The organism is Streptomyces sp. NPDC001027 (genome assembly GCF_040299045.1).
Lineage (GTDB): Bacteria > Actinomycetota > Actinomycetes > Streptomycetales > Streptomycetaceae > Streptomyces.
The window spans coordinates 26371-50843 of the sequence record NZ_JBEPBI010000043.1 but is presented as its reverse complement, the minus strand read 5'-3'; the positions used below and the strand labels follow the sequence as shown (position 1 = coordinate 50843).

Here is a 24473-nt window from a genome sequence, read left to right as displayed (position 1 = left end):
TCGATCCTGTTGAGCGCCCTCCGAAGGGAGGCCCCCCGCCGTCCGGAGGTGTGAAGGCTTCCGGGCGGCGGGGGCCTGCGGGTGGGAGCGGGGAGTCAGGGCGCTTGGGTCGAGATCTCGAACGGCTTGGACTGCGGGGGCGATTCGGCGCCGTCGGCGGCCACGGCGGTGACGACGTAGTAGTAATACGCCGGAGCCAGGCCGGTGTCCGTGTACGTCAGTGCCGTCACGCCCGAAACGATGCGGTGCTCAGGGGTGAAGACGTCCGAGGCGGACGTGGACCGGTAGACGTTGTACGCGACGGTGGCATCCTGGTCGCACGAGCCGACCTCCCAGTTGAGCTGGACGAAGTCCGCTCCCCTGCCGCCCCCGGTGATCCGGGGAGTGGCCGGTGCGGTCATGACCTGGCAGGGCACGGTGACCTCGGCCATCGGTGAGAAGTCGGACCACAGGCTGTGCGTGCTGACGGCGCGCACCACGTAGTGCCACGTCCTGCCGGCGGGCACGTTCTCGTTCGTGAACGTCGTGCCGGTGACGAGCGGGGAGACCGAGTAGGCCGACGCGGGGTCCGAAGCGGTCGTGCGGTAGACGTAGTAGCCGGCCACATCGGTCGACGTGCTCGCGGTCCACGCCACCGTGACGTTGCCGTTCTCGGCCGTCGCGGTCACCGAGGCGGGCGCGACCGGCTTCTCGTACACCGGCAGGCGCTTGCCGTAGACGGCGCCATAGCCGGGCTGGGGCATGGGCGAGGTGTTGCCGGCGGCGTCGACGGCGCGGACGGTGTAGCCGAACTGCACGTCGACCGGGACGTCGGCGTCGAGGTACTTGACGTCCCGCACCACGGCGATCTGCTCCCACGCACCGAACATCGACTTGCGCATGACGAGGTAGTGATCCGTGTCGTCGGTGTTGGCCGTCCAGACGAGGTGCACGCCGTCGGCGCCGTTCCACGAGCTCAGGCCGTACGGCATGTGCGGCGGGGTGACGTCTCCGCTGCGGGTGGCCGAGGCCGTCGTCGACGCGTTCGACTCCGTGCCGTGTGTCGTGACCGTCCTGACCTGGTAGTAACGCACCTGGCGGACGGGCGCCGTGAAGTCGTCGTAGGCGGAGCCACTGACCGGCGTTCCGGTCAGTCTGGTCCACGGGCCGGCAGCCGACTCGGCGGCGTAGACGTGGAACCGGTGGGACGCGTCACCGTCGTATCGCCAGCCGACGGTGTTGCGGTCGACCCAGCCGTTGGCGGAGACCTGCGTCGGCGGCAGAGGCTTGAGCTCGGTCGCGTCGAGCTGGATGGGGGCAGAGTACGGGGAGTTGTTGCCTGCGCTGTCTGCGGCTCGCACGCGGTAGTAGTAGGTCGTGCCCAGGGCGGCGTTGAGGTCGGTCAAAGCGGTGCTCTGCGTGGGCGTGGAGACGGAGGAGAACGGCCCCTCCGGTGCGAGGGACCGCTGCACCTCATAGGAGGTCGCCCCGCTCACCGCGGACCAGGAGAGCCGGGTGCCGAAGTCGTCGTGCGTGGCCGTGAGTCCGGTGGGGGCGGCTGGGGCTGTTCTGTCGGCGCTGACGATGCGCGTCAGGGAGGACAGCGGGGAGAGGTTGCCCGAGCGGTCGCCGGCACGGAGGGCGTACTCGTGGGTGGCGCCGGTGGCGGGCGGTGTGTCGGTGAAGGCGCTGCCGGTGATGGGGGTGCTGTTGAGCGGGCTCCAGACGCCGGTGCTCCCGGTGCGGCGGTAGAGGCGGTAACCGGCCAGGTCCAGCTCGTAGTTACGGGACCAGACCAGGGTCGTCTTCAGGGTGGCCGCCGAGTAGGCGGCCTTCAGGCCGACCGGGGCCAGGGGGGCGATCCTGTCGTAGGCGGCGCCGATGACGGGCTTGTAGGCGAAGGCGACGTTGGCAGTGCCGGTGAAGGCGGCGAAGTCCACGCGCAGGGTGTGTGTCCCGCGCGGGACGGTGAGGCGGAGGGTCTTCTTCTGAGTGGTGTTGACGTTGCGCCACAGATCGATCTTGCGGTTGCCGTCGAGGTAGACGCGGGCGCCGTCCTGGACGGCGACGGTGAGGTCGAAGGGGCCGCCGGAGCCGAAGTTGCGAGTGGTGCTCCAGCGGACGCCGAAGTCGTCCCGCGGCAGGGTGACGCCGACAGGGTCGCCGAGGCCGTAGTTCTCGGCGATGGAGGCATCGCAGACGGTGGCCTTCGGGGTGCCGGTGAGTGTGGTGTTGGCGTAGTACTGAGCCTTCCACACACCTGCCGAGCAGGTCACGGCCGCCTGCGCGGTTGTGGGGAAGGCGAGTCCGGTCAGGGTGGTCGCCAGAGAGAGCACGGCTGCGCTGGCCGTACGGCGCGTCACGTGTAGGGATGTGCGCATCTGCTGACGGCCACACTTTCGATCGGAAACAGGGAGAAGGCGCGTGCGCCGCCTCGATCGTGTCATTCGAAAGATCGCTCACGTAAGGGGGTTTGTGCGGAATCACGTCAACCACTTCCCGCTGCCGCGTGCCAGGCGGCAGACGGCGTGTCATGGAAGCTCAGGCATGACCGGACAACAGCCGGCAAGCCGGATGCGGCTCACTTCCAAAGGGTCGACGACCTGTTGCGCCCGCTCGCGCTGCTGGTCGTCGGCGTGCTCACCCGCCGCCACCGGGACTTCGCCCCGCCGAGTACGCCGTCCAGGAGGCGGCCTTGGCCATGTCTCGGCTCTGACGGTCGTTGTGGACCGCCTGTGGGATCTTGAGACCACGGGCAGCCCGTGGCAGGCTCATGCTGCATGATCGATGAATTCGCGAAGAACGACCTCCACGGGAGACTGCGGCGGGATCGCAAGGCGCTGCTCTGGAAACTTGACGGCCTGTCGGAATACGACGCCCGCCGACCTCTGACAGTGACCGGGACGAATCTCCTCGGCCTGGTCAAGCACGTGGCCAACGTCGAGGCCAGGTACTTCGGCGAGGTCTTCGACCGCCCTTCCCCCGAATCGCTGCCCCGGTGGCAGGACCACTCCGACGGCAGCGACATGTGGGCGACCGAGCACGAGACCCGCGAACAGATCATCGGGTTCTACTGGCGCACATGGGAACACTCGGACGCGACGATCAACGAGCTTCCCCTCGACGCCCCCGGCCACGTGCCGTGGTGGTCGGAGCCTTGTCCCAACACGAACCTGTTCGCCGTCATGGTCCACGTGCTCAGCGACTCCGTCCGGCATGCGGGGCATGCCGACATCCTGCGCGAGGGCCTCGACGGCCGGACCGGGTTGCGCGCCGAACACGAGCAGCAGATCGACGAGGAGGCCCGCGCAGCCTATTGCGCGAAGATCGAGCAGGCCGCCAGGGCAACCGCGTCGATCACTGCTTAGCCGTTGTGCGTCAGGACGTTGGTGACACCGCATAGTGGTGGGCGAGGTCGGCGGCGAGGTCGCTGAGGTGAGCCCTGGCTTCGGAGGGGCCGTGCACGGTAACGGCGCTGCCGAACGGCAGTAGTGCGCGCACGTCCTCCAGATGCAGGAAGCGGATCGTCACCTTGTGACCGGCGGCGGCTTCTTCATCGTCGTCCCGGGCGAGTCCTCGGGCGAACATGAGGCCGTCGTTCGAGACTCCGGGATACTTCACCTTCGACCTCGGGCCAGGCGCTGACCTCGCTCTGTGGTCCGGCCGGTTCGAGGACCTGTCACCGGACGTCCCGCGTACCGGTGAGGTGTGCCTGGCCATCGAGGTGGACCCGACGAGCTCAACGCGATCTTCAAGCGGTGGAAGTCCAAGGGGGTCGCGATCCTTCACGAACCTCATGATGAGGCGTTCGGGCTGACCTTCCTCGCAGCCGATCCTGACGGGAATCGTGTCCGAGTGGCGCCGCGGGACTGAAAGGCCGCAAGGCGGCGGGCGCGCACGACAGGTGTCGCGCCGGCCGCCGTCATTGGATCAGAGGGATGACGGCGCGGACACGGATCTTTGAGAGCAAAATGGCTGCACATGAATGAGATCTCCGAGCTGGTCGGTCATCTGGGGCTGGAGCCGCACGTCGAAGGCGGGTGGTTTCGGCAGACGTGGCGGACCGGGCCGAGCGCGGTTCCGGACGGGTACGCGGGGCCTCGCCCCTTCGCGACGGGCATCTACTTCCTCCTCCATCCCGGCGAGGTGTCCCGTTGGCACCGGGTGCGTTCGGACGAACTGTGGCTGTGGCACCGGGGCGGCCCGCTGACACTGCGGCTCGGGGGAGACGGAGCCGCTCCGCAGGAGGCGGCCGCCGCTTCGATGGGGCCGGACATCGAGCATGGGCAGCAGCCGCAGCTCCTTGTGCCTGCCGGCGTCTGGCAGACCGCCCAACCAGCCGGTGACGAGCCGGTCCTGATGTCCTGCATCGTCGCTCCGGGCTTCGAGTACGAGGACTTCGAGATGCTGTGAGCCGTACGAGCCCGGCTTGCCGAGAGCGGGTCCGAGAAGGGGTTGCGTCGAGCGCACATACGTTCCCTCCCGTTCACCGCGAGCGAGCCCGCACAGGAGGGAACGTGCCTGTACGGCAGGCTCCGTCACTCGATGGCGAAGGGGCGGCCGGCTTCCACCGCCGCGGGCTGCGGAGGAAGGTGCGGCTCGGGCCGGTGGGGCGCGGTGTGCAGCTGGGTGAGGCGTTCGCCTTCGACGTCCACCTCGGGCAGCAACCGCTGCAGAGCCCCGCATGCACGCCGCTCCCGACACCTTCTGCAGCGTCGAGCTCACGGCCGCTTCCAGCACGGTGACGCTCAGGGTCGAGGACCGGGGCCCCGGAATACCCGAGGAAGCGCAAGGTCGTGTCTTCGACCGCTTCTGCCGCGCGGACAAAGGCCGCAGTCGCGCGGCCGGCGGCACCGGCCTCGGGCTGTCCGTCGTCGCCGCCGTCGCCGAACTCCATCACGCCCACGTACACCTCGACAGCGCTCCCGGCCACGGCACCAGGATCGACGTCATCTTCCCGCTCGGCGAGGGAACTGCGTGGGGTGAAGGGGTTTCTGCGAGTTGGCCACCGCTGTCGAGTACGTAGCGCGACGGTCCAGGACGTGCCTTGAACTCGACGCCGGCCGCGACCTGTTGGTCACCACGAACGTGAACGGCCGGTCGTGGCGACGTCGGCTTCGACACGCTGGGAGGGCTTCCGGCCGTTGCGTCGTCGGCAGGTGGCTCGGCTCCGAGCGAACGGGGGAGGACATGGGGCGGCTCCGCGCACATGCGGGTGTCGTCCCCGCCCCTTGTCCCGGAGCGGTGGGTCTGGTTTTGTACGGCGCTACAAGTGCGTGATCGCGCAGACCCGAGGAGAAGCGAGCGGCGTGGACCGGGAGACACAGGCGAGGACCAGGGACTGCCTGCCGGAAGGGCTCGGTGAGGCGATACGGGAGACCGCCGGCGCCATCGCCGCGCTCTTGGACGGCGCGCCGGACATGACCGTGCCGGTACCGGGGTTGGAGTGGACCGTCGGCGAGACCGCCGCCCACCTGGCACTGGCCAACCGCCTGATGGCCGATCTCGCGTCCGGCCAGGAACGCGTCTACGGAGACGGCACGCCGCAGAGTCTCGCGGCGGCCAATGCACAGAGCCTCGTCGACTTCCCCGAGCGCGCGGCAGAACCGCTGGCCGCGATGATCGTGGAGCAGGCCGACGTGTTCCTGGACGGGGTGGACCGAGCCGTGGCGGACGGGACCGCGGGCCGGAAGCTCGCGACCCCGCTCGGCCCCATGGACCAGGACGTTCTCGCCTCGTACTTGCTGACCCACATGCTGGGCCACGGTTACGATCTCGCCCGCGGGCTGCGTCGGCCGCACATGATCGACGAGATGCGGGTCGGGTTGTGCCTGCCGTTCCTGAAGGCGGCGATGCCGCGCGTCGTTACCGCCTCCGCGCTGACGGCCCGTTACACCGTCCGCGTAAGGGGTGGCGCGGCATTCGGCGTCGCGTTCGCCGACGGCAGGGTCGAGGTGCTTCCTGATCCGCCGGAGCGTTCGGACTGCACCATCCTCACCGAGCCGGTCGCCTTCCTTCTCATCGCGCTGGGGCGTCTGGGCCCGTGGCAGGCCATGGCACGCGGGGCCGTGCTCGCCTGGGGCCGCAAGCCCTGGCTCGCCCCCCGCTTCCCGACCCTGTTCGACGCGCCGTGACCAGGGCGTTCCTTTGATCTTGGAATGGCGCCGGTGGCTGACCCGAGGAGGGTCAGTGGTCGTCGGCGTGCTGCCGGGCCCGGGGGCTGTTCACTCTCCCTGCGCCCGCTCCAGGGCGAACGCGCTCGACAGGGGTGACCGGCGTCGGAGGCCCGCGTCCGTGCCGTTGCCCAGGGCCTCTTCGTAGATCTCGCTCATGCGGAGCAGGTCGGGTTCGGCCAGTCGGTCGCCGATGAGCTGCATGCCGATGGGGAGGCCGGATGAGTCCTCTCCGATCGGCAGGGTCAGGGCAGGCAGTCCTGTGACGTTGGCAGGGGATGTCAGCCGCAGGAGGCCGTCGGTGACGTCCTCGGTGAATCCGTCGCTCCACCGGATTTCCGACTGGGAGCGGAGCAGTGCCGTGGTGGCGACCGTGGGTGTCGCGAGGACGTCGATCGTGGTGAACATCTCCCGCCATGCCCGGCGGATGAGGGTGCGGCAGCGCTGGGCTCTCAGGTAGTCGTCGGCGGCGATCATCCGGCCGGCCTCCAGGAGGGTCCGCAGGCCGTCGCTGAAGAGGTCGGGGCAACGGCGCAGGTGATCCTCGTGGGCCGCGGCCGCCTCGGGAGCCACGTGGCCCCACAGTGTGGGCACCAGGTACGCGGTGAGTGGGGAGGTCACCGTGATCGCGGTCGCGCCGAGTGCGACGAGTTGGTCCGTCGCCCGTCGGACTGCGTCCGTCACCTGCGGTGCCACGTGTTCGAAGAAGTAGTTGGCCGGGACGCCGATTCGCATGCCTCGCAGATCTCCGCAGCCCTGACCGGTCCGGTGCAGGTGAGGTGAGACGACGCTTGCCGGGTCCCGGGGATCTCGGCCGGCGATGACCTGGAGGACGAGGGCGGCGTCCCGGGCGCTCCGGGTGAGGGGGCCCACGTGGTCCATGGACCACGACAGGGGGGCAACTCCGTGGCGGGAGACGACGCCGTAGGTGGGCTTGAGACCCACGAGCCCGTTGAACGACGCGGGGACGCGGATGGAGCCGCCGGTGTCGGTGCCGAGGGCGAAGGCGGCCGATCCGACGGCGACGGCGGCCGCCGACCCTCCGCTCGAGCCGCCGACGACCCTGTCACTCGCCCATGGGTTGCGCGTCTGGGGCGTGATGAGCCCGTAGGCGAACTCGTGCATATGGGTCTTGCCGACCAGAACGGCGCCCGCGGCCGTGAGACGGTCCATGACCGCGCTGTCGTGGACGGGGACGCGATCGGCCCAGACCGAGGAGCTGGCTGTGGTCGGGACGCCGGACGCGTCGATGTTGTCCTTGAGCGCGAACGGAATGCCGTGCAGCGGTCCCCGGGAGCGCCCTGCCATCACCTCTCGCTCCGCCTCGATCGCTCGTGCTCGCGCCGCCTCGGGTGTGCGGGTCACGAAGGCGTTGAGGGCGCCTTCGGTCTCCGCCGCGCGTTGCAGGACGGACTCGGTCAGTTCGACCGGGGAGAGCTCTTTCGCTGCGATGGCGTCTGCCGCGGCGGCGACGGTGAGCTCGTAGGGCTGCGTCACAGCGGTCTCCCGGTCGCGCCGTGCTCGGTGAGGGTGAGGACCGGCGCCGGCGCGACGCCGGTGAGGTCGAGCTCCTCGAGGATGCGGATGGTCCGGGTGATGCGGTCCGCGAGTTCCACGGCCTCGCGGTGCCGTGAACTGCGGGCCGCTTCCTCGGGTCGGGCGTCCCCCGGCGTTTCGGCGGGCCTGTCGGAGTCGTGGTGTGAGGGCGGCGGCGGCATACTCGTGTCCTCTCAGGATCTTCGGCGCGAAGGATCGACGCCGGCGGGCGGTCGGCTGCCACAGGGCCGACGGACGCCCGACGGCCCTGCTGCCGGCGGACGCTCGACATCACTGCGGACGGCGGACGCCCGGCGTCTTCTGCGGCCAGGGGACGCCCGACGTCTCTGCTGCCGGGGGATGAACGCACAGAGACGCCGGGCGGTCTTGGGGGCTCGCCGAGCCGGGTTCGGCGCGGCTGCGGGGCCGTTCGTGAAGGGCTACAGGTCGAGGGTGACGTCGTACGACTCGAGCCAGGCGTTGAGCGACAGGGGCACTTCCAGGTCGATCCGGGTGATCTGCGTGCTCTCGGCGCTGACCGGCCGGGTCAGACGGTCCTGGACCCGGCTCAGATCGAGCAGCGGAAGGATGGGTGCGGTTCCGCTGGAGAGCACTTCGGCGAACCTGTCGCGCAGCTTCTTCTCGTAGCCGGAGTCCTGGGTGCTGGGGTAGGGCGCCTTGACGCGTTCCGCGATGGACTTCGGCAGGACGTCGCGGGCGGCGGCGCGCAACAGGCTCTTCTCCCGTCCGTCGAACTTCTTCATCGCCCAGGGGGCGTTGAAGACGTACTCCACGAGCCGGTGGTCGCAGAAGGGGACGCGCACCTCCAGGCCCACGGCCATGCTCATGCGGTCCTTGCGGTCCAGGAGGGTGTTCACGAAGCGAGTGAGGTTGAGGTAGCTGAGCTCCCTCATCCGCTTCTCCAGTCCGCTTTCGCCTGGGAGCACGGGGGTCTCGGCGATCGCGTCGTGGTAGCTGTCGCTGCGTCGGCCCGGCAGGTCGAGTCGGGTGAGCAGGTCACCGTCGAAGAGGGGGGTGCCGTCGTAGAACGGTCCGGGTGTGCTGGTGAGCCAGGGGAAGGTCTCGGCGGTGAGCACTTCGGGGTCGTGGAACCAGCTGTAGCCACCGAAGAGTTCGTCCGCCGACTCTCCCGAGAGGGCGACGGTCGAGCGCCGGCGTACGGCCTGGAAGAGGAGATAGAGGGACGGCCACAGGTCCCCGTACCAGACGGGCGGCAGGTCGGTGGCGGCCAGGACGGCGGCGCGCACGGCGGGGTCGCTGAGATCGTCGCTGTCGAGGAGGATTTCCTTGTGGTCCGCATCGACCAGTTCGGCCAGGTCCCGGACGAAGGGGGCGTCCGGGGTGCTGCGCAGCGGGTCGGGGACGAAGTTCTCGGCGGCGCCGACGAAATCGACGGAGAAGGACCGGACGGGGCCGGCGCCCTGGTCCTTGAGCGCCTTGGCGGCCAGGGCGGTGACGGCGGAGGAGTCCAGGCCGCCGGACAGCAGGCTGCACAGGGGGACGTCGGAGATGAGCTGCCGGGAGACGATGTCCTCGAGGAGTTCGCGCACGGTGCGGATCGTCCGGTCCAGGGAGTCGGTGTGCTCCTTGGCCTCCAGGGCCCAGTACCGGTGCTTGGTCAGCCCTTGGCGGCGCACGCGGATGAGATGGCCGGGACGGACTTCGAACATGCCGGTGAAGATGGCGTGTTCGGGTGTCTTGACCATGTCGAGGATCTCGCTGAGACCGTCGGCGTCGACGCGGCGCGGGATTTCGGGGTTGGCGAGAATGGCCTTGGGTTCGGAGCCGAACAGGACACCGTGGGGGGTGGGGAAGTAGTAGAGCGGCTTGACGCCCATGCGGTCGCGGACCAGGAGCAGTTCCTCGCTGCGAGTGTCCCAGATGGCGAAGGCGAACATGCCGTTCAGCCTGGTCACGAAGTCCGCGCCCCATTGCATGTAGGCGCGCAGGACGACTTCGGTGTCGCTCTTGGTGCGGAAGCGGTGGCCTCGGGAGACGAGCTCGGAGCGCAGCTCCCGGTAGTTGTAGATCTCTCCGCTGAAGGTCAGCACGGCCGGTGTGCGGCCGTCGTCCTCGGCGAGCATGGGCTGCTTGCCGCCTTCGAGGTCGATCACGGACAGCCGGCGGTGGCCGATGGCGGCGTGACGGTCGGTCCATAAGCCGCTTGCGTCCGGGCCGCGGCAGGCCATGGTGTCGGTCATGGCGTCTGCCGTTGCGCGTTCACGGGTCAGGTCGCGTTCGAAGTCCACCCATCCGGCGATTCCGCACATGTGGGTTGTCCTCTCCATGGTGTGTTGGGGACCGGAGATGCGAGTTCGGGCGCCCCGGCCGTAAGCGGTCGGGCCGGGCCCGGGGCGCCGGGCGGTGCACAAGCGGCCGTGTGGGATCAGGCGTTGTCGGGCCAGTTCAGGCGGCGGGCGTAGTGGGCCCATACGGCGATGACCATGAGTGCGGCTGTCATGCCGCCCAGGGTCATGACCGTTGACGGTGAGCTGGCGTCGACGACGAAGCCGCCGAGCAGGGCGCCGAGGGAGATCGTGGCTTGGAAGGAAGCCGTGAACATGACGGATGCGGCTTCGGGGGTGCTGGGGCTCGCCTTGGTGAACCAGGTCTGGGACGAGACGGGTACGGCCCCGTAGCCCACGCCCCACACGATGAGGAGGGCGACGGCTCCGGCTTTCCACTGCCCCAGCACGGGAAGGAGCAGCGTGGCGGCCGCGATCATGCCGGCGGCGGCGCCGAAGGTGGCGCGCGGGTGGCGCGCGACCAGTGAGCCGCCGAGGAAGTTACCGAGGATGCCCGCCGCGCCGTAGATGAGCAGGAAGACGGTGATCAGCCCGGAGCCGACGTCGGTGACCTGCTCGAGGAACGGTGTGACGTAGGTGTACGTTCCGAAGTGCGCCAGGACGACAAGAACGGTCAGCAGCAGGGCGAAGCGGGTGGCGACGCTGTTGAGCATGCCGCGCAGCACGGTCAGGCGGGTGGTCTGACGGGGCGGCAGCGGCGGCATGACGATCAGCAGCATGATCAGCACCGCGACGGTGAGGCCGCCCATGGCGACGAACGCGGTGCGCCATCCGGCCAGGTCGCCGATGAAGGTGCCGGCCGGCACGCCGAGTACGGAGCCGAGGGGTACGGCGGAGAAGATCACGGCTGTGGCCCGGCCGACGGATTCGGCGGGCACCAGGCGTTCGGCCAGGGAGGCGCCGATGGACCAGAAGCCGCCGATGACGATCCCGACGAGGACGCGGGAGAGCAGGACCATCCAGTAGGCGGGTGCTGCCGCGGCCATGAAGTTGGCTCCGGCGAGAAGGATCATGAAGACGCACAGCATCAGGCGGCGGTCGATCCGCGCGGTCGCCACCGTGACGACGGGCGCGGCGATCGCCGCGAGGAAGCCCGGCATGGTCATCATGAGACCGGCCATGCCGTCGGAGATGGTGAAGCTGGCGCCGATCTTGGTCAGAAGTCCGATCGGAAGGATTTCTGTGGTGACGATGGAGAAGATGCCCAGCATCACCGCGACGACGGCCAGCCATCCGATCACCGGGGAGCGCGGCGGTGAGGCGGCCCCGCCCAGGTCGTGCGTGGTGGCGGTGGTGGATGCAGCCATGGATTCCGTCCTGTGACGAGTGTGCTCTTGCGTGATCAGTTCAACAGGCGGAGCGGGGCAAAGGCTGGCAGATCTGCGACATCAACGCTGTGCGCGAGGGTGACGTCGCAAAGTCGCCATGTGTTTTGCGGTGGTTCTCGCAGGTCACGGGTTTGAGCGGGGATCTCGCGGCGAATTCCCGCAGCCGCGCAGGTCGTGCGCGACTTGGGCAAGTCCCTGGCCGACGCCCACGCATTACCGCACGGACGTCCGACATGGGCGTACTCGTGTGCGACTTCGGCAAGATGGCATTGACTGGGCGCGGACACCCGGATCACGGTGTCGTCCATGCCCATATCCGTGGCTCTGCTTTTCCCGTCAACCGTTCCTGGGCTGGACGTCTCGGCAGCTCGTGAGGTTTTCGGCGTCGACCGGTCGTATCTGGTCGACCCGTGGTACGAATTCGCAGGCTGGGCCCCGAACGGCGCCCAGAGCTGTGACGCCTGCCGTGCGGAGCGGTTGTGGAACACCGATCAGCTGGCGGATGCGCACACGATCGTGGTGCCGGCGTGGCCGGACGCGCACCAGGCGCCGCCTGCCGCCCTGGTGCGGGCGATCCAGGCAGCCCACGGCGCGGGGGCCCGGGTGATCGCCGCGTCGACCGGCGTCTTCGTGCTCGCGGCGGCCGGGCTGCTCGACGGCCGCCGGGCGAGTGTGCACTGGGCGCACGCCGACGCGCTGGCCGCCCGGTACCCGCGCGTCGAGCCGGACTCGGCAGCCAGGTACGTGGACGACGGCGACCTGCTCACCTCGGTGGGCGGCGCCGCCAGTCTCGACCTGTTCCTCCACGTGGTCAGCCTTGATCACGGGCCTGCCGTCGCCGAAGCGCTGGCGCGCCGCCTCGTGGCTCCGTTCGCCGAGCCGGCGTCCGACTCCCCCGCGCTCGCCGAGCCCGACACGGACGAGGTCCTCGCGCAGATCCTGCCGTGGGCCTCCGAGCGGCTCGAGTGCCCGCTGACCGTGGAGGACATGGCTCAGCAGGCCCGCGTGAGCCGGCGTACGCTGACGCGCCACTTCCGCTCGACCACCGGGATGGCGCCGCTGCAGTGGCTGCTGTCCCAGCGCGTGCACCGCGCTCAGCGGCTGCTGGAGACGACGGCGCTGAGCATCGAACAGATCGCCGCCCAGACGGGAATGGGGACCGGAGCGACCCTGCGCCGGCACTTCAGCCGGACCACGGGCCTGCCGCCCGACGCCTATCGTCGCTGGTTTCGGGCGCACGGCGCAGAACGGCACGTACAGACGGATCCGGCCGGCCCCGGGCCGTGAGCGGAGGCGTCGCGAGTGCCGCGCATCGCCGGCGGGCAGCGGCGTGCCGCCCGCCGTTCGCACAGAGGAAGGAAGCACATGACGGACCACCCGGTACCGGCCGACCTGCCGGAGGCCTTCTACCACGACCTGGGAGACGGCCGCTTCGAGAGCACCGCGGCCACGGCCGGCCCGTGGAGCCCCAAGTGGCAGCACGGCGGTCCGCCCTCGGCGCTGCTGGGCAGGGCGATGGAGGCGCACGAACCGCGTGCCGGCTTCCACATCGCCCGCGTGACGGTGGAACTGCCCCGCCCCGTACCCGTGGCGGAGCTGCAGGTGTCCGTGCGGACCGTGCACGCGAGTCGACGCGTCGAGCTGCTGGAAGGCGAGATCAGCTCGGACGGCGGTCCCGTGATGCTGGCCAGGGCCTGGCGGATGGCGGCCGGCCCGCTCGACACGCCCGCCCTGCGCGTCGGCCGTCCGGCGCCGCCCCTGCCCGGCCCCCAGGCGCCGCACACCATGGCGCGGGCGCACCTCGACGGGTACATCTCGGCCATGGAGTGGCGTTTCGAGGCGGGCGCGGGCTTTGACGTCCCGGGGCCGGGCGCGGCCTGGGCGCGTCAGCGGATCCCGCTGGTGGCAGGGGCGGCGGACACGGCCCTCACCCGCGCGCTGACGCTGGCGGACAGCAGCTGGGCCGTCGCCTTCGAGTTGGACCATCACCACCGGCTCGTCGTCAACACGGACGTGACGCTCGCGCTGCACCGACCGCCCGTCGGTGCGTGGCTGTGCATGCGGTCGGCCACGGCCGCGAGTCCCGGCGGATCCGGGCTGGCCGTCGGTCAGATGCACGACGAGACCGGCGAGTGCGGCCAGGTGATGCAGACCCTGCTGGTCAATGAACGCTGACCGGCGACCGGCCCGCACGGCGCGAGCGGCCCGCACGGCGCGAGCGGGTCGCCCTGCTCACCGCCGCCCCACTCACCCTCGCCCCGGCTCCGCGCCCGGTGTCCTAACCGGGCCAGTCGACCAGCAGCCTGCGCGGCCCGCGGAAGGAGACGTTGGCGGGGAAGTCGAAGTCCTGGTCCTCGACGACCCGCATCCCTGGGGCGCGCTGCGCCAGGAGATCGAGTGCGATCCGCGCTTCCATGCGCGCCAGGGCCGCGCCGATGCAGTAGTGGATTCCCTGGCCGAAGGCGAGGTGCTTGCGGGAATCCTCACGGTGGATGTCGAAGGCCTCGGGGTCCTCGAAGTGGGCGGGGTCGCGGTTGGCTGCGCCCAGCAGCAGAAGCACCTTGGCCTGGGCGGGGATCTCGACGCCTGCGACCGTCACCGCCTCGGTGGTGATGCGCCGCCAGGCGGGGATGCTGCTGTCGTAGCGCAGCACCTCTTCGACCGCCTTGGGGATGAGAGAGCGGTCGGCGCACAGCTCGTCCCACTGCGTGCGGTTGGCCAGCAGCCTGCGCACCGCGTTCCCGGTGAAGCTGGTGGTGGTCTCGTGGCCCGCGAAGCTGAGGCCGTAGGCGACGTTGGTGATGTCCGCGATCGAGAGGCTGTCGGGGTCCTCCCGATGGATCCGGACCAGGTCGCTGGTGAAGTCGTCGACGGGATCGGCCGCCCGCTTGGCGACGAACTCCTCGCAGTACCGCCAGTAGTTGACCATGTTGTCGGCGATGGCGCGCTGTTCGGCCGGAGTCGGCTTGCCCCAGCTGAAGGCGATGCGGTTGCCGCACCACGACTTCAACATGTCCATGTCCTCGTCGGGGAACCCGATGAAGGTGAAGATCATGTAGGCCGGCAGGGGGTACGTCAGCGCGGGGACGAGATCGACGACCCCGGGCCGGATCTCGTCGACCAGCTCGGTCGCCTTGGCCCACACCTTGGGTTCCAGGACCGAAATCCTGCGGGCCGAGAAGCCCTTCTGGTTGTGCCGGCGGATGCGGGTGTGACGAGGGGGATCGCAGTCCGACATGACCGGATAGGCATGGAAGCCGGCCTTGACGATCGACTGCGCCTCCTGAGTCAGGGGAAAGACCGGGCGCTGCCCGACCGCGGCAGAGAAGACTTTCGGGTTCATCAACGCGCTTTGGATGTCGGCGTATCCGGTTATCACCCACATGTCTATCGCCGGCGCATAGAAGGCGGGTCCTTCTTCGCGCACGGCCGACAATATCGGGTAAGGGTCGTCGACGTAGGCGTCACCCAGCGGATTGAAACGGTGGTTTACCGGGCATGCCGTCATGTCCGTCATAACGAAACTCCCAGGGCTCGGCGGCCCTCAGTCTCACCCGCCGCCGACCGTTTTGAAAACCAGAAAATTCTGGACATCAACCGGGGTTATTTATGTCTGAGCGAATAAGCCTGCGCCAGCTGGACTACTTCGTGACCGCCGCCGAAGCCGGAACGCTGACCGGGGCGGCAAGGCGACTGTACGTGTCGCCCTCGGCGGTGTCGGCCGGCATCGGGGAGCTCGAGCATCAGGTCGGGGTGCAGCTGCTCCTGCGCGCCAGGGCCAAGGGACTCACCCTGACGGCCGCCGGCCGCGTCTTCCTGCCTCAGGCCAAAGCACTGCTGACGAGCAGCGAGGAACTGCGGGAAAGCGTGCAGGAGGTGGGCCGCCGCCCCAGCGGGCGTCTGGTGATCGGCTGTTTCACGACGCTCGCCCCGTTTCTGGTGCCGTGGCTGATGGAGGAGTTCCCCCTCGCTCACCCCGCCGTCACGCTGGACTTCGTCGAGGGCTCGGTGACCACCCTGCAGCGCCTCCTGAGGGAGGGGCGCTGCGAGGTGACCCTGCTGTACGGAGTGGACGTGGAGGACGACATCACGTTCGACAGGCTGTACTCCGTCGAACCGCACGTCCTTCTGCCGCACCGGCATCCGCTGGCGGACCACGAGAGGGTGCGTCTGGCCGATCTGGCCGGCCACGACATGGTCATGCTGGACGTGCCGCCCAGCCGCCGCTATTTCAGCGACGTCCTCGCCACGGCGGGGATCGCTCCCGTGGTCCGCCACAGCACGCAGAGTTTCGAGGTCGTCCGCAGCCTGGTGGCGCGCGGCACGGGCTACTCCCTGCTCATCCAGCGCCCTGCCCTCGACATCAGCTACGAGGGACGAGCCGTGCACACACGCCGGATCGCCGACCGGGTCGACCCCCTCGACGTCGGGCTGGCGCGGCTGGCAGGCACGCAACCGACACGGCGGGCCGCGGCCTTCGCATCGTTCTGCCGCACCAACGTCACACGGCCGCCCCAGGCGGGCGCCGCAAGCCTTGCCGGGGGGACACCGGAAGGTTCACGTCGTGAAGCTGCCAGCTCCCACGAGGGAGAAGACGCAGGATGGGTCCATGCATGAGAATGCGGAACACTGCATTCGGGCAGTCCAGTCCAAGGACGCCCGGTTCGACGGCTGGTTCTTCACGGCGGTGCTGACCACGAAGATCTACTGCCGGCCCAGCTGCCCGGTCGTCCCGCCCAAACCGAAGAACATGACCTTCTATCCCAGCGCGGCGGCAGCCCAGCAGGCCGGCTTCCGCGCCTGCAAGCGTTGCCGTCCCGACGCCGCCCCCGGGTCCCCGGAGTGGAACGTGCGGGCCGGACTGGCCGCACGGGCGATGCGGCTGATCAAGGACGGCGTCGTGGACCGGGAGGGCGTGCCCGGACTCGCGGCACGCCTGGGCTACTCGACGCGTCAGGTCGAGCGTCAGCTCCAGGCGGAGGTGGGCGCCGGACCCGCCGCCCTGGCGCGCGCCCAGCGCGCCCAGGCCGCCCGTCTGCTCATCGAGACCAGCCGACTGCCGATGGCGGACGTGGCGTTCGCGTCCGGATTCGCGTCGATCCGCACGTTCAACGACACTGTGCAGAGCGTGTTCGGCATGTCCCCGTCCGAACTGCGCCGTCGCGGCCGTCCCTCTTCCGCAGCCGGCGCGGTGGCCCTGCGTCTGCCGTTCCGGACCCCGCTGTGCCCCGACAGTCTGTTCGGGCGTCTGACGGCCACGGCGGTGCCGGGAGTGGAGGAATGGCGCGACGGGGCGTACCGGCGCACCCTGCGGCTGCCGCACGGCCACGGCATCGCCGAACTGCGGCCGACGGGAGCGTCGTACGTCCGGTGCACGCTCACCCTGTCCGACCTGCGCGACCTGACGATCGCCATCAACCGGTGCCGGCGCCTGCTGGATCTCGACGCCGATCCGGTGGCCTACGACGACGCGCTGCAGGACGACCCCCTGCTCGCCCCGCTGGTGCGCAAGAATCCGGGCCGCCGCATCCCGCAGACCGTGGACGGCGCGGAGTTCGCCGTCCGCGCCGTGCTGGGGCAGCAGGCGTCCACGGCCGCCGTCCGCACGCACGCCGCGCGTCTGGTGCAGGCGCACGGCGAAGGCGTGGCGGACCCGACGGGAGGGCTCACGCACCTCTTCCCCTCCCCCACGGCCCTGGCCGGCCTGGATCCCGCGGCCCTCGCCCTGCCGCAGAAACGCAAGGACGCCGTGATCGCCGTGATCGGTGCGCTGGCGTCGGGCCGCCTCGATCTGGGCGCGGGCAGCGACTGGCAGGAGGCGCGCGCCGGGCTCGGCGACCTGCCCGGTGTCGGGGCCTGGGCGGTGGAGACGATCGCGCTGCGCGCACTGGGCGACCCCGACGCCTTCCCGGTCTCGGACCTCGGCGTCAGGCTGGCCGCCGCCGCCCTCGGCCTCCCGGGCACACCGGCCGCACTGGTACGCCACGCCCGTGCCTGGCAGCCCTGGCGCGGCTACGCCGTGCAGTACCTGTGGGCCGCTGGAGAGCACGCCGTCGACAAGGCCGCCCGCGATGATGTGGCCTCACCGCCGACGGCCTTCGTGTCGCCCGCTTCCCCCGTCTCCACCGAAGGCTCCTCATGACCGACAAGGCACTGCGCGCGCCCGTCCGGATCACTTCCGGCGAGATCCGCTCGGCGCTGCAGGACGTGCAGGACGTGCAGTTCGTGCGCGCCACATGTGCAGCGCTCCGCCCGTCAGGTCGTCATGCCGTCATGCCGTCAGCCGTCAGCCGTCAGCCGTCAGCCGTCAGCCGTCAGCCGTCAGGTCGACGAAGTGGGCCCAGGCGGGACGGACGACCTCGCCGATCGTCTGCAGCAGTCCGGGCGAGATGACGCTGTCGACCGTCAGGGCGACTGCGGCGTCGCCCCCTTCGGTGATCCGTGCCACCTGCATCACGGCGATGTTGACTCCGGCCTCGCCCAGGATCCGGCCGATGGTGCCGATCATGCCGGGCACGTCCTTGTACTGCAGGAACAGCATCCGGTCGGTGATCTCCAGGTCGATGTCGTAGTCGGCGATCCCGGTGAGCTTGCGGATGTTCCTGGGGCCGGACAGGGTTCCGGAGACGGCGATCGCGCGGCCGTCGGGCAGGGTGCCGCGCAGGATGATCTGGTCGGTGTGGGCGGCGCTCTCGGAGCTGGTGACGAAGCGGATCGCGTCGATGCGGTCCCGGGCGATCAGGGAAGCGTTCACCAAGGTGACACGTCGGCCGTCGGCGCCGGCGAGCATGCCGGTGAGCACGCCGCGCTCGAGCGCTGTGACATCGTGCCGGGTGATCGGGCCGTGCACCTCGACGTCGAGGTCCGCAGGAGGCTGCCCGCCGGCCAGGGCGGTGAAGACCCGGCCGAGATCGGCGGCGAGCGGGAGGAAGCGCGTCACTTCGGCGAGCGGCGCGCCCAGGTGCAGGTTGACGGCGTCCGGAACCAGTTCGCCGGCCAGCGCCCGCCGCACGGAGTGGGCGACCGTGGTGCCGGCCCGGTCCTGGGCCTCGACGGTGGAGGCGCCCAAGTGCGGTGTGCTCACGACGTTGTCCAGGGCGAACAGGGGGGAGTCCGTGCAGGGCTCGGTGGCGAACACGTCCAGGCCCGCTGCGGCGACGCGTCCCTCGATCAGTGCGGCGGCGAGGGCCTGCTCGTCGACGATGCCGCCGCGGGCCGCGTTGACGATGCGCACACCCGGCTTGACCCGTCGCAGTTCGTCGTGGCCGATGAGGCCCGTCGTCTCGGCAGTCCTGGGCAGGTGCACGGTGATGAAGTCGGACGTGGTGAGCAGTTCGTCCAGCGTCACCAGCCGCGCTCCCGTCTCGGCCGCCTGAGACGCGGTCAGGTACGGGTCGTGGGCGATGAGCTGCATGCCGAAGGCGCGCATGCGGTGGGCCACGAGTCTTCCGATGCGTCCCGCGCCGATGACGCCGAGGGTCTTGTCCGCCAGTTCCACGCCCGTGTAGCGGCTGCGCTGCCACTGCCCGCCCTTCAGCGACGCGTTCGCCTGCGGGATGTGGCGGGCCACCGAGATGATCAGTCCGCAGGCGAGTTCGGCCGCGGTGACGCTGTTGGACGCGGGTGCGTTGACGACGGTGACGCCGGCTCGGGTCGCGGCCTCCAGGTCCACGTTGTCCAGTCCGACGCCCGCCCGTCCGACGACCTTCAGACGGGGGGCGGCGGCGAGCACCTCGGCGTCCACTCGGGTGGCCGAGCGCACGAGGAGGGCGTCCGCGTCGCGCACGGCGGCCAGCAGCCGGGCGCGGTCGCTGCCGTCGCAGTGGCGGACGTCCGCCTGTGGGCCGAGTGCGTCGACGGTGGTCGGAGCGAGCGCTTCGGCCAGCAGCACGATGGGGGCTGTCATGGGACTCGATTCCGGTAGGAGAGCCGCGGCGGGTTCTCAGGAGGCGGGGGTCTGCTGCGGCTCATGCGCCACGACGGGGTGGTCCGTGTCGAGCGGCGGCTGGGCGGCGGCGCCGCCCGGGGCGCCGATGTCGGCGAAGAAGTCGCATTCGACGCTGGTGTACTCCCCCCAGTGGGAGGGCAGGTCGTCCTGGTAGAAGACGGCCTCCACCGGGCAGACCGGCTCGCACGCGCCGCAGTCCACGCATTCGTCGGGCTGGATGTACAGCTTTCGCGGGCCTTCGTAGATGCAGTCGACGGGGCATTCGTCGATGCAGGCCTTGTCCTTGACGTCGATGCACGGCTGGGCGATGACGTAGGTCATGCGATCACTCCTTGACGGTCCAGGCGTCGGCGCCGGCGAGCAGGGCCGCGAGGTCGCCCTTGCCGTCGCGTTCGACGGCTGCTTCGAGCTGGCCGGCCATCTGCGTGTCGTAGACGGGGCGTTCGGCCTGGCGCAGGACGCCGGTCGGCGTGCGGTGCAGGGTGGCGGGGTCGGCGAGCCGGGACAGGGCGAATGCGGTGGTCGGGTCGGGGCGTTCGGGTGCGTCGTCAGGCATGGGCGGCTCCCGGACGCGTCCGGTCCGCGGACGGCGGCGGGGCGCAGTCCGTCGTGACGGTCCCCCGCCAGACCTCCGCCGAGAGATCCCCGGCGAGAAGGACGGCCCCTGCGGTGGTGCCCACGGTGGTGCCGGAGGCGGACTCGGAGGCGGACTCGGAGGTGATCAGCGCCGTCCGCGGTTGGTCGGGGTCGACGGCCGCCGTGCCCGGCAGGCCGACGACGAGGAGGTTTCCCACGAGGGCGGTCCGCGCCATGGGGGGCCCTGTCAGGCTCGGGGTGCGTGCCGGGGTCCGCAGGAGCTTCTCGTAGAGCCGCACGGCGGCGGGGAAGTCGGCGTCGGTCACGGCGTGCCGAGGCAGCAGTCGTACGCCCGTCTCCGGCAGGTCGGCTCGGCGTCTTCCGGGCATGGCGGGCCGCGGCTGCTCTCCCCTCCAGGGCCGGTGTTCGACAAGTTCGGCAAGAATCGCGTCGGGGTAGCGGACCCGCGCCCGGGCGCCGGGAAGGATCGGCTCGGGCGGTTCCACCACAGTGGTACGGGTGGCGGCGAGCAGATCCAGCTCCTGCCGCAGGTCAGGCACGATGAGCGAGTAGCGCGTCTGTCGCTGGATCGGGGTGAAGGGGCGAATGCCGGCGATGAGGAGCACATGGCCGACCGCGGCGAGCTCCAGGCCTCCGAAGTCGGGGATGGGCATGCGCAGGTCGGCCGGGACGCCCAGGAGGTTCTCGTAGTGGCTGATGTGCTCGTCCAGGTCGTGCAGGGCGATCAGTGAACGGGCCAGCAGGCGCGGTCGGGTCAGCGTGGCGGAGTCGGGGCGGGTGCGGAACCAGCGCTCGGGGGCGGCAGGCTGCTGGGGAGCGGGCATCGGTCAGCCTTTCCGGACGGGGTGAGGAGTAGAGGTCCACCAGGACCGCACGGGCAGGCCCCAGGCCGCGAACTCCTCGCTCACGAGGTGTCGCAGGTGGGCGGAGTCTCCGAAGTGGTCGGGCATGCCCGTCACGGTCACCGTCATCTCCCGGCCGCTTTGCACCAGGCACAGGGACGCCCTCAGCCGTGCACGCTCCGGCACGAGCCCGGGCACGTTCATGGTGCGCAGCGCGAGGGACTCGGCGGTGCGTCCGGCGAAGCGGGTCACATCCTGCTCCGCGCGGCCGAAGTTGGAGGCGACGACGTCCGTCTGCTGTGCTCCGGGGGCTTTCAGGGCGGCGGCGGCGCGGGAGGGCAGCAGGTGCCACAGCGCCTCGGGGACGAGAGTGGCGCTGTGCGCTCCCGAGTGCTCGAGCAGTGTTCTGGTGGCGTGCCGGGTGGGTCGGAGGTCCTGGTGGTGCGCGGCGCCGCCGGGAAGCCTCAAAGGGACGACGACGAGTGCGTTGGCCTGCTCGTCCCCTGCGCAGCGGCGCAGGCTCATGGGGACGCCGACCTGGACGTCCTGTCGGTGTGCGCGGGGGACGTGGGTGCGCACGAGGTTGGCGGCGATCTCCAGCAGGAGGGTGTTGCCGGTGCCGTGGTGGCGGCGGGCGACGTCGTGCCAGGTGTCGGCCGGCACGGTGAGGACGGCGGTGCTGAAGTAGCGGGGCGTCGAGGCGGGTTGGGGCGCACGGCCGGACGCGGACAGCGTGGCCAGGGCTCGCAGGACGTCCTGCCGTCGGTGGCGCGGCTCGCGCAGCAGCCAGGACAGCGTGCGGGTCAGTGCCCGGGTCGTCTGGCCCAGCGCGTCGGTCACGTCGCTGTCGTGGGGCTGTCGTGCCGGGGTGCGGGCGGCGATCGCGTGGAGCAGGCCCATTCCGTCGCTGCGGAAGTGCGGGACGGTCAGGGAGACGAGGCATCCCTCCGCGTAGGGGGCGGCCGCCAGGCGCCACAGTCGGCTCGAGTCCGCCGGGAGCGGTGTGAGGGCTTGCGCGTCGGCCCAGGCGAGGGCGGTGTCGGGGGTCAGGGGCGTGCGGTCGATCGCCGGACGGTGGGTGTTCGACGCCGCGACCCACTTGCGGCGGGCGCCGGGAACCGCACTGCCGGCCGCGGTGCGGCTGAGCAGGCCGCGGTCGAGGCGCTGCCATTCTGCGTGCAGTTCCCTCTCGGGGAGGGGGCCCGGCAGGCGCCACAGGACCTGGACGATGCGGGACGAACCCAGTGCCGTGGCCGCTTGGTGCAGCATTTCGTCGGTGGGGTTCAGCCGCCAGCGTGTCGTGCGCGTCGTCATTTCAGCGCCTCCAGGAGATGGTCGGCGGCCCGGCGGCCGACGGCGGGGGCGAGCTTGAACCCGCCTCCGTTCCAGCCGGCCGCGGTCACCAGTCCGCGGGGGCGGGACCAGCTGGTCACCGCCGCGGGGCCGCCTGTCGTCGTCATGGCGTCGTAGGCCGTGACCCCGCCGACGGCCGGGGCTTCGGCGAGGTGCGGGAAGCGCTGGGCGACGACGGCGCGGATGCGGTCCTCCTCGGACGCGTCGACGCCGTCGCGGGTGCGGGCGGGCACGTCGGTGCGGGTGGAGGCGACGCCGGCCAGGACGGTGTGGCCCGTGCCCCATCGGCGCAGCCACGCGCCCGTGGTGCGGTCGACCATCGTGGGAAGGCCGGTGGCGTCCTCGGTGCGGAACAGGCAGTAGCTCACTGCTCTGGTGCGCAGGGACAGGTGCACGCCCGCGGTCTGCGCGAGGTGCGCGCTGCCCACGCCGGCGGCGAGGAGCACGGCGTCGGCGTGGACGTCCGCGTCGGAGGTGCGCACGCCGTCGATCCGGCGGGAGGAGTGCTTGAGGCTGAGCGCGCGGGCCTGGTGAAGGCGCAGGCCGGCGCCCGCGTCGCGGTGCATGGCCCGGACGACGTCGTCGGCCGGCAGCCATCCGGCCCTCGGCTCGAGCACGCCCAGGAGGTGGCCGGGGACGGTGAGGTGCGGACAGCGCCGGGCGACGTCGTCGGCGGTCAGGACCTCGATGGGGAGTCCGGCGCCGCGCACGGCGTCGATGCGGGGTTCGACCCGGGTGAGGTCCTGACGGTCGATCAAGGTGAGGCTGCCGTGCCCGTGGACGGCGGGCCAGGAGCCGTGCCAGCCGCGCTCCAGATAGCGGGCGTGGCTTTCCACGGGCCAGGCGCCGTATGTGCCGTCCGGGTCGAAGGCGCGGATCAGGCCGCCTGAGACGCGGGTGGCTCCCTGGGCGCGGCCGTCGTCGACGATGATCACGCTGATGCCGTGGGCGGTGAGCCGTTCGGCGCTGGCCAGGCCGATGACGCCCGCCCCCACGATGGCCACGTCCGCCGTCAGCGCTGCCGTCATCGCAGCGCCCGCTGCGGGTGGCGGCGGTGTGCGGGGGCGGGTGGCGCCAGAAGGGAGGCGGCTATGTCGGAGGCACGGGCGGACAGCATGGCCAGGGCGCCGGCGTCGCCCATGCCGTGGCTGGCTTCGCACAGGCCGTTGAGATAGATCCTCAGCGGGCGCGGCGCCGGGTCGGGGGCCTTGAGTTCGATGGCGTAGTCGCGGCCCACTTCGGGGATGCCCTCGTCGTCGAACGGGAGCCGGTGGGCCACCCCTTCGAGCAGGGGGTGGTAGCGCTCGTCGTCGGCGCTGACGCCGAAGTCCTTGAAGCCGGTGGCGAGGATGACGACGTCGGCGTCGAGGGTGCGGTGGGTGTGGTGGTTGGTCTCGCGGACGGTCAGGCGGTGGGGGCCGTGGCCGGTGAGGTCGTCGATCTCCGTGACCTCGGTGAAGGGGAGCAGGCGAAGCCGGTCGGAGCCGATGAGGTCGTACTCGCGCTGCACGGTGACCAGCCGGTCGATGACGTCCTGGTCGCAGGCGGCGTAGTTGATGGAGCGCAGGTCGGTGCGCAGGCGGCGCTTGACGGCTGCGGGCAGCGGGTGGAAGTAGTCGACGAACTCGGGCAGGAACACCTGGCGGCTGTAGGGGCTGGTGTCCTTCAGGCGGAAGCCGATGCTGCGGTGGATGGACGTCACCTGGCGGACGTTGGGCCGCTCCAGCAGGTTGAGCACGATCTCGATGGCGCTCTGGCTGGCTCCGACGACGGCGACGCGGATGTCGCGGTCGCTCAAGGCGTTGACGGACGACAGGTAGCGGGTGGAGTGGAAGACGGTGTCTCCCAGGCTGACCGGGAAGGGGTGCGGGATGCGCGGTGAGCGGCCGGTGCCCAGGACGAGCGTCTGCCCGAGGTGACGCTCGTTGTGCTGGGTCTCGACGCAGAACAGTTCGTTGCCGTCCTCGTCGTTGTGGAGGGTGAGCTGTGCGGCGCCGTGTCCGTAGTCGACGCGGTCGGCGAACGCGCGGGCGACCCAGGCGAGGTAGTCGCCGTATTCGCGGCGCAGGGGGAACTTGGCGTTGAGGTGGAGGTAGTCGGTCAGCGCTCCGCGGGAGGCCAGGTACTTGATGAAGGTGTGCGGGCTGTCCTGGTTGCGCTGCATGGCGAGGTCGCGGAAGGGGTTGTTCTGGATGTCCGCGCCGGACAGGAGCTGCTCGTCCTGCCATTGGAAGACCGGTGAGCGTTCGATGAAATGCGCGTCGCTGAGGTGTCCGAGCTCTTCGAGGATCACGGCCAGGGAGAGATTCGCCGGCCCGAATCCGATGCCCAGAACGGGGTGGACTTTCTGTTTCATCGCTGGTGGTCCCTCGGCTTGTCGTGCGTGCGAA

The 24473-nt window shown here is 70.6% G+C and carries 23 protein-coding genes and 1 pseudogene; 9 read left to right on the top strand and 15 right to left on the bottom strand.

Features of this window, described 5'->3' with window-relative positions; genetic code table 11:
* Positions 1–95 precede the first annotated feature (95 nt).
* A complete protein-coding gene (locus tag ABT300_RS15310) occupies positions 96–2342 on the bottom strand; it encodes a fibronectin type III domain-containing protein (protein WP_351675249.1) in 2247 nt (748 codons plus the stop codon).
* A gap of 417 nt (positions 2343–2759) precedes the next feature.
* Between ABT300_RS15310 and ABT300_RS15305 the strand changes: the two genes are divergently transcribed.
* On the top strand, positions 2760–3347 hold the full coding sequence (locus tag ABT300_RS15305; RefSeq protein WP_351675247.1) for a DinB family protein: 588 nt from the start codon (positions 2760–2762) through the stop codon (positions 3345–3347).
* Between the two features lie 10 nt (positions 3348–3357).
* On the opposite strand, the gene ABT300_RS15300 is transcribed toward ABT300_RS15305, so the two are convergent.
* Positions 3358–3600: a hypothetical protein gene (locus ABT300_RS15300; protein ID WP_351675252.1), complete on the bottom strand. Its 243-nt coding sequence runs from the start codon at positions 3598–3600 to the stop codon at positions 3358–3360.
* A gap of 87 nt (positions 3601–3687) precedes the next feature.
* Here ABT300_RS15300 and ABT300_RS44490 point away from each other — a divergent pair, with 87 nt between their 5' ends.
* The 4 genes from ABT300_RS44490 (at position 3688) to ABT300_RS15280 (ending at position 6113) form a co-directional block, all read left to right on the top strand.
* A complete protein-coding gene (locus ABT300_RS44490) occupies positions 3688–3852 on the top strand; it encodes a VOC family protein (protein WP_502977945.1) in 165 nt (54 codons plus the stop codon).
* Between the two features lie 108 nt (positions 3853–3960).
* On the top strand, positions 3961–4392 hold the full coding sequence (locus ABT300_RS15290; RefSeq protein ID WP_351675244.1) for a cupin domain-containing protein: 432 nt from the start codon (positions 3961–3963) through the stop codon (positions 4390–4392).
* Between the two features lie 271 nt (positions 4393–4663).
* Positions 4664–5005: a sensor histidine kinase gene (locus ABT300_RS15285; protein ID WP_351675242.1), complete on the top strand. Its 342-nt coding sequence runs from the start codon at positions 4664–4666 to the stop codon at positions 5003–5005.
* A gap of 283 nt (positions 5006–5288) precedes the next feature.
* Positions 5289–6113, top strand: a complete 825-nt coding sequence (locus tag ABT300_RS15280; RefSeq protein ID WP_351675240.1) for a maleylpyruvate isomerase family mycothiol-dependent enzyme — start codon at positions 5289–5291, stop codon at positions 6111–6113.
* Between the two features lie 90 nt (positions 6114–6203).
* On the opposite strand, the gene ABT300_RS15275 is transcribed toward ABT300_RS15280, so the two are convergent.
* From ABT300_RS15275 to ABT300_RS15255, 5 genes are all read right to left on the bottom strand, one after another.
* Positions 6204–7649, bottom strand: coding sequence for an amidase (locus ABT300_RS15275; protein WP_351675237.1), 1446 nt, complete (start codon positions 7647–7649; stop codon positions 6204–6206).
* Positions 7646–7870 (bottom strand): hypothetical protein, encoded by a 225-nt coding sequence (locus ABT300_RS15270; protein WP_351675234.1) that lies wholly within the window; start codon positions 7868–7870, stop codon positions 7646–7648. Before ABT300_RS15270 ends, ABT300_RS15275 begins: the two co-directional genes overlap by 4 nt.
* Positions 7871–8128: 258 nt before the next feature.
* Positions 8129–9979 (bottom strand): asparagine synthase (glutamine-hydrolyzing), encoded by a 1851-nt coding sequence (asnB, locus tag ABT300_RS15265; protein ID WP_351675231.1) that lies wholly within the window; start codon positions 9977–9979, stop codon positions 8129–8131.
* A 116-nt stretch (positions 9980–10095) separates the two neighbouring features.
* Positions 10096–11322 carry an MFS transporter gene (locus ABT300_RS15260; protein ID WP_351675228.1) on the bottom strand — a complete coding sequence of 409 codons (1227 nt, stop codon included), beginning with the start codon at positions 11320–11322 and terminating at the stop codon, positions 10096–10098.
* 35 nt (positions 11323–11357) lie between these two features.
* Positions 11358–11651: a hypothetical protein gene (locus ABT300_RS15255; RefSeq protein ID WP_351675225.1), complete on the bottom strand. Its 294-nt coding sequence runs from the start codon at positions 11649–11651 to the stop codon at positions 11358–11360.
* On the opposite strand from ABT300_RS15255, the gene ABT300_RS15250 reads away from it, so the two are divergent.
* Positions 11650–12630, top strand: coding sequence for a GlxA family transcriptional regulator (locus tag ABT300_RS15250; RefSeq protein WP_351675222.1), 981 nt, complete (start codon positions 11650–11652; stop codon positions 12628–12630). The genes ABT300_RS15255 and ABT300_RS15250 overlap by 2 nt on opposite strands.
* A gap of 78 nt (positions 12631–12708) precedes the next feature.
* Positions 12709–13518, top strand: a complete 810-nt coding sequence (locus ABT300_RS15245; protein WP_351675219.1) for a thioesterase family protein — start codon at positions 12709–12711, stop codon at positions 13516–13518.
* A gap of 103 nt (positions 13519–13621) precedes the next feature.
* Here the strand turns inward: ABT300_RS15245 and ABT300_RS15240 are convergent, their stop codons facing one another.
* A complete protein-coding gene (locus ABT300_RS15240) occupies positions 13622–14686 on the bottom strand; it encodes a cytochrome P450 (RefSeq protein WP_351675216.1) in 1065 nt (354 codons plus the stop codon).
* A 266-nt stretch (positions 14687–14952) separates the two neighbouring features.
* Here ABT300_RS15240 and ABT300_RS15235 point away from each other — a divergent pair, with 266 nt between their 5' ends.
* A complete protein-coding gene (locus ABT300_RS15235) occupies positions 14953–15960 on the top strand; it encodes a LysR family transcriptional regulator (RefSeq protein WP_351675214.1) in 1008 nt (335 codons plus the stop codon).
* Positions 15953–17485 carry an AlkA N-terminal domain-containing protein gene (locus tag ABT300_RS15230; RefSeq protein WP_351675212.1) on the top strand — a complete coding sequence of 511 codons (1533 nt, stop codon included), beginning with the start codon at positions 15953–15955 and terminating at the stop codon, positions 17483–17485. Before ABT300_RS15235 ends, ABT300_RS15230 begins: the two co-directional genes overlap by 8 nt.
* A 165-nt stretch (positions 17486–17650) precedes the next feature.
* On the opposite strand, the gene serA is transcribed toward ABT300_RS15230, so the two are convergent.
* The 7 genes and pseudogenes from serA to ABT300_RS15195 form a co-directional block, all read right to left on the bottom strand.
* Positions 17651–19249, bottom strand: coding sequence for a phosphoglycerate dehydrogenase (gene serA, locus ABT300_RS15225; RefSeq protein ID WP_351675210.1), 1599 nt, complete (start codon positions 19247–19249; stop codon positions 17651–17653).
* A gap of 36 nt (positions 19250–19285) precedes the next feature.
* Entirely contained in the window at positions 19286–19612 is a 327-nt protein-coding gene (fdxA, locus tag ABT300_RS15220; RefSeq protein WP_351675208.1) for a ferredoxin, read from the bottom strand.
* Positions 19613–19616: 4 nt separating this feature from the next.
* Positions 19617–19817: pseudogene (locus tag ABT300_RS15215) on the bottom strand (2-oxoacid:ferredoxin oxidoreductase subunit beta); the annotation flags it as partial.
* A gap of 22 nt (positions 19818–19839) precedes the next feature.
* Positions 19840–20712 carry a VOC family protein gene (locus ABT300_RS15210; protein ID WP_351675206.1) on the bottom strand — a complete coding sequence of 291 codons (873 nt, stop codon included), beginning with the start codon at positions 20710–20712 and terminating at the stop codon, positions 19840–19842.
* Between the two features lie 3 nt (positions 20713–20715).
* Positions 20716–22044: a hypothetical protein gene (locus ABT300_RS15205; RefSeq protein WP_351675204.1), complete on the bottom strand. Its 1329-nt coding sequence runs from the start codon at positions 22042–22044 to the stop codon at positions 20716–20718.
* A complete protein-coding gene (locus ABT300_RS15200; protein WP_351675202.1) occupies positions 22041–23111 on the bottom strand; it encodes an NAD(P)/FAD-dependent oxidoreductase in 1071 nt (356 codons plus the stop codon). Before ABT300_RS15200 ends, ABT300_RS15205 begins: the two co-directional genes overlap by 4 nt.
* The gene (locus tag ABT300_RS15195; RefSeq protein ID WP_351675200.1) at positions 23108–24439 is read right to left on the bottom strand and encodes a SidA/IucD/PvdA family monooxygenase; all 1332 of its coding nucleotides are present in this window, start codon (positions 24437–24439) and stop codon (positions 23108–23110) included. The genes ABT300_RS15200 and ABT300_RS15195 overlap by 4 nt, the downstream gene beginning before the upstream one ends.
* Positions 24440–24473 lie beyond the last annotated feature (34 nt).